The organism is Sphingomonas sp., assembly GCF_031361285.1.
Lineage (GTDB): Bacteria > Pseudomonadota > Alphaproteobacteria > Sphingomonadales > Sphingomonadaceae > Sphingomicrobium.
Window position 1 is genome coordinate 1 of the sequence record NZ_JANMCO010000073.1, and the last position, 4,779, is coordinate 4,779.

At 67.6% G+C, this 4,779-nt stretch carries 5 protein-coding genes; all 5 read left to right on the top strand.

Annotated elements, in window-relative coordinates; all coding sequences use genetic code 11:
- Positions 1–18: 18 nt before the first annotated feature.
- Positions 19–159: an ATP-binding protein gene (locus RMO25_RS07460; RefSeq protein WP_309661977.1), complete on the top strand. Its 141-nt coding sequence runs from the start codon at positions 19–21 to the stop codon at positions 157–159.
- Positions 156–590, top strand: a complete 435-nt coding sequence (gene tsaE / locus RMO25_RS07465; protein WP_309661973.1) for a tRNA (adenosine(37)-N6)-threonylcarbamoyltransferase complex ATPase subunit type 1 TsaE — start codon at positions 156–158, stop codon at positions 588–590. The genes RMO25_RS07460 and tsaE overlap by 4 nt, the downstream gene beginning before the upstream one ends.
- A complete protein-coding gene (locus RMO25_RS07470; protein WP_309661974.1) occupies positions 575–1,573 on the top strand; it encodes a phosphotransferase in 999 nt (332 codons plus the stop codon). Before tsaE ends, RMO25_RS07470 begins: the two co-directional genes overlap by 16 nt.
- On the top strand, positions 1,570–2,331 hold the full coding sequence (locus RMO25_RS07475) for a nucleotidyltransferase family protein (RefSeq protein WP_309661975.1): 762 nt from the start codon (positions 1,570–1,572) through the stop codon (positions 2,329–2,331). Before RMO25_RS07470 ends, RMO25_RS07475 begins: the two co-directional genes overlap by 4 nt.
- Positions 2,324–4,779: double-strand break repair protein AddB (gene addB, locus RMO25_RS07480; protein ID WP_309661976.1), on the top strand; the 2,456-nt coding region annotated here is incomplete at its 3' end. The genes RMO25_RS07475 and addB, both read left to right, overlap by 8 nt.

Here is a 4,779-nt window from a genome sequence, read left to right on the forward strand (position 1 = left end):
CGCGTCGAGGAAGCGGGCGTGCGCGGCGAAGCGGCGCTTGGCCTCGGCCTGCCGCTGACCCGTCAGTTTATCGAGGCGCACGGCGGCACGGTTGAGCTGACGTCGAAGAAGTCGAAAGGGACCACGGTCACGCTGACGGTACCGCGCGGAACGCCATGATTCTTGGCTCGGACGAGGACACCGCGACAGTCGGTGCGCAGCTTGCCGGGCAAACGCGGCGCGGGGACGTCATCGCCATCTTCGGACCTCTGGGCGTCGGCAAGACGACGCTGGTCCGGGGCTATTTGATTGCGCTTGGTTATCGAGATGAAGTGCCGAGCCCAAGCTTCGCGATCGTCCAGCCCTACGAAACGCTCTATCCGCCCGCCTGGCATGTCGACCTTTATCGGCTGAAAGAAGGGTCGGAAATTGCTGAACTCGGCCTCGATGCCGCTGACGACGCGGTGTTGCTGGTCGAATGGCCCGAACGCGCGGGCGCCAATGCCTGGCCGCAGGCACTCCGCTTGTCGCTCGACTTTGCGGCAGCCGGCGCACGGCGCTTGACAGCCCAAGTCCCCCCGGCATGGGAAGGGCGATGGCCGCCACAATGATTCCGCCCGACCATGCACCGCAATTTCTCGCGTCGTGCGGCTGGGGTGGCGCGCGGATTGAGCCGCTGGCCGGCGATGCGTCGTTTCGCCGCTACTTTCGCGTCATTGGCGACGGTCGTTCGGCAGTGCTGATGGACGCGCCGCCACCGCACGAGGATCCGCGGCCGTTCGTTGCGGTCGCCGAATGGTTGGCACTTGCGGGTCTTAGCGCACCCGAAATCCTTGCCCGCGACCTCGACAAGGGCCTGCTGCTGCTGGCCGATTTCGGCGATGCGCGGCTGCGTGAAACGCTTGACGATGATCCGGCGCGAGAAGGCGAGCTCTACGAACTGGCGACCGACGTCCTCGTCCATCTCCACCGGCACCCGCCAATGCCTGGCCTGGCCCCGCATGGGCTGGAGACCTGGCTCGAGGAATTGATGCTGTTTCCCGACTGGTATTGCGCCGCGCTCGATCTCTCGGTTGACGTCGATGGCTACCGCGCCGCGTGGATTGAAGCGCTGGCGCCGGTCGCCGCCGACGGGCTTGGTCCCGTCACCATCCTGCGCGACTACCACGCCGAAAATGTCATGCTGATTGGCGGACGTGAAGGAGTCGCGCATTTGGGCCTGCTCGATTTCCAGGACGCCTGCGCCGGCCACCCTGCTTATGACCTTGCGTCGGTGCTAGAAGATGCGCGCCGCGATGTGCCCGAAACCATCGAGCGGGCGATGATCGACCGCTATTTGGCCGCGACCGGTCAGGGCGAGGCCTATGAGCGCGCCTATTGGGCGCTCGCGGCCCAGCGCAACACCCGCATTCTTGGGGTCTTCACGCGCCTTTGGAAGCGCGACAATAAGCCGCAGTATACGGTCTTTCAGCCGCGAATGTGGGGCCTTTTAGAGCGTGACCTGGCGTCGCCCCATCTGGCCCCGGTGCGGCAATGGTTCGACACCAATATCGCACCTAAGCATCGCGCCGCGCCCTGGGCGCAAGCGGCATGACCAAGGCTCGCCGCGCCCTCCGACTGCGCGCCGAAGTTGCGGCCGACGTGCCGGCCACCGCGATGGTCATGGCCGCGGGCCTGGGCAAACGCATGCGGCCGTTGACCGCGACCAAGCCCAAGCCGCTGATTGAGGTCGCCGGCAAGCCGCTGCTCGATCATGTTCTTGATCGTTTGCGCGCCGCCGGGGTCAAGCAGGTGGTGATCAATGTTCACTATCTCGCGGACTCGCTCGAGGCTCATCTCGCCAATGCGGCCGAGGGGCTCGAGGTGACGATTTCCGACGAGCGCGATCTGCTGCTGGAAACCGGCGGCGGCTTGGTGCGGGCGCAGTCGTTGATCGCCAGCGACCCGTTTCTCGCCATCAACAGCGACAATCTGTGGATCGACGGCCCGGCCGACACTTTGAAGCTGCTCGCCTCGCATTGGGATGGCGCCAAGATGGACGCGCTGCTCCTTTTGGTGCCGCAGGCGCGGGCGATGAACCACAAGGGCCTGGGCGATTTCCACATGGACCGCGCCGGCCAGTTGCGCCGCCGGGGCCGCTCCCGCGTCGCGCCCTTCGTCTATACCGGCGTGCAGATGATCTCGAAGGCCTTGCTCAAGGACGCGCCGGAAGGCGCTTTCTCCACCAACATCCTGTGGGACCGGGCGATCGCCGCTGGGCGCTGCTATGGCGCGGTTCATCAGGGCCTGTGGTTCGACGTTGGAGCCCCGGAATCGATCCGCGCGACCGAGCAGGTCCTGGCCAGTGTCTGATGCGGCCGCCGAGCGCCCCACGGGGCCGGCGGCTTTTACTATCCCGGCGCATCGGTCGTTCGCTGATTCGCTGGTTGCCGGACTGAGACGGCGGTTTGGCGATGGCCCGCTCGATGTTGCGCGCGGGCGCATCCTTTTGCCCAACAATCGCGCCGTGCGCACCGTCACCGAAGCGTTCGTCCGCGCCAGCGGTTCGGGGCTGGTACTGCCGCGCCTGGTGCCGATCGGCGATCCCGAGCTCGAGGATCGGATCGGCGGGGCGCTCGATCCGGCCGACACGGGCGATCTGATCCCTCCCGCGGTCGACCCGCTGGCGCGATTGTTGGCGTTGGCGGGCATGGTTGCGGGCGACGGTGTCAGCACCGCCGAAGCGATCCGCCTGGCCGCTGATTTGGCGCGGACCCTGGATGCCTTGCTGATCGAAGACATAGCGCCCGATAGGCTGGCCGCGGCGGCATCGGATGCTCCCGAACTCGCGCACCACTGGCAACATTCGCTCGACCGGCTGCGCGCGATCCTGGATCGCTGGCCCGCGATCCTCGCCGCGAACGGGCGGATTGACCTCGCCGAGCGGCGTAACCGACTGCTTCGAGCGATGGCCAAGCGATGGGAGCGGTCACCCCCCGATGGTTTCACGGTCGCGGCTGGTATCACCACCGCCGCACCAGCGGTCGCCGCGCTTCTGCGGCGAGTAGCCGATATGCCCGAAGGCATGGTGGTGCTGCCAGGCCTGAGCCTCGCATCGGTGATGCCGGATGAAGAATGGGAAGCGCTTGGACCCGACGATGAGGGCCGAGGCGAGGAAAGCCATCCGCAGTTTCACCTCAAGCTTCTGCTCAACCGGATGGGCATTGCGCGCAGCGAAGTGCGGCTGTGGCGCTCGTCGGGACGATCGGCGGCGCGGGCGATCCGTGGGCGGGCGGTGGCCAATGCGATGACTGCCGCTGATTTCAGCGACAAATGGAACGGCCTCAAGCCCGCCGAGCGGCGGCTGACCGGCATCCGCGCGGCCGAATTGCCTGATCCGGCAGCGGAGGCCCAGGCCATTGCTTTGGCGTTGCGCGAGGCCGTCGAGACACCCGGGCGCACGGCGGCGCTGGTGACGCCCGACCGCATGCTTGCCGCGCGCGTCTCGGCCTTGCTCGCCCGCTGGGGCATCGAAGCCGATGATAGTGCCGGCAAGCCGCTGTCGCAGGCCGCTGCAGGCACGCTGTTGTTGGGAATCGGTGCGGTGGTGGCCGAAGACTTGGCGCCGGTGCCTTTGCTGGCACTCCTCAAGCACCCATTGGTCGGCGGCGAAGGAGAAAAGCGGCTGGCGTGGCTCGAAGCCGTGCGCGCGCTCGACCTGGCGCTGCGCGGGCCGCGCCCGGCGCCGGGGCTGCACGGCCTCGACACGCATTTTGCCGGCCATGATGCGTGGCGGCAGGTTCGCACCGCAGTCGCGCCATTGGACGCGATGCTGCGTTCGCCGCTCCCCTTGACCGTATTCGCGGAGCGACTGGCGCAGGTCGCGGAGGGCCTGGCCGGCAGCGCCGCTTGGCGTGGCCAGGATGGGCGCATGACGGCCGAACTGGTCGCCGAACTGCAGGCGTTGCCAGAGGCGGTGTCGCTCACCGTAACGGCCGAAGACGCGATGCCGCTGCTCCGCCAGTTGCTCGACGAGCGACCGGTGCGGCCGGCCTATGGCGGGCACCCGCGCATCTTCATCTGGGGCTTGCTCGAGGCGCGGCTGCAGCAAGCCGATTTGATGGTGCTCGGCGGGCTCAACGAAGGCGTCTGGCCAGCGCTGCCGGCGCCCGACCCGTGGCTGGCGCCGAAGATCCGCGCCAACCTTAAAATGCCCGGGCTCGAGTTCCGCACCGGCCTTGCCGCGCACGACTTCGCGAGTGCGCTGGGGGCGCCCAATGTCCTCATCACCCGCGCCCGGCGCGACGGCCGCTCGCCGACCATTGCCTCGCGCTTCTGGCTGCGGTTGCGGGCGATGACTGGCGGCCTGGCGCGCGATACCCGGCTTGAGCGGCTGGCCGGAATGCTCGATGATCCTGGCGTTCTCGAGCCCGCCGGCCGACCGCGTCCTTCGCCGCTCAATCACCTGAGGCCGCGCAAGATCTCGGTGACCGCGGTCGATCGGTTGAAGGCTGACCCGTTCGCTTTCTATGCCCAGGCGATGCTCGGCTTGCGATCGCTCGATGCCGTCGACGCCGACCACAGCGCGGCGTGGAAAGGCACCGCGGTGCACGAGGTGCTCGAGCATTGGCTCAAACAGGACGCCTGCGATCCCGCCAAGCTGTTGCTGCGCGCTCGGGACCTGCTTGAACAAGAAGCCATCCACCCGATGCTGCGGGCATTGTGGCAGCCGCGATTGATCGAAGCGATCCGCTGGATCGAACAACAGGAGATCGCCAACCGCGCTGAAGGCCGCCGCCCGCTGGAGGCCGAGATCTGGGG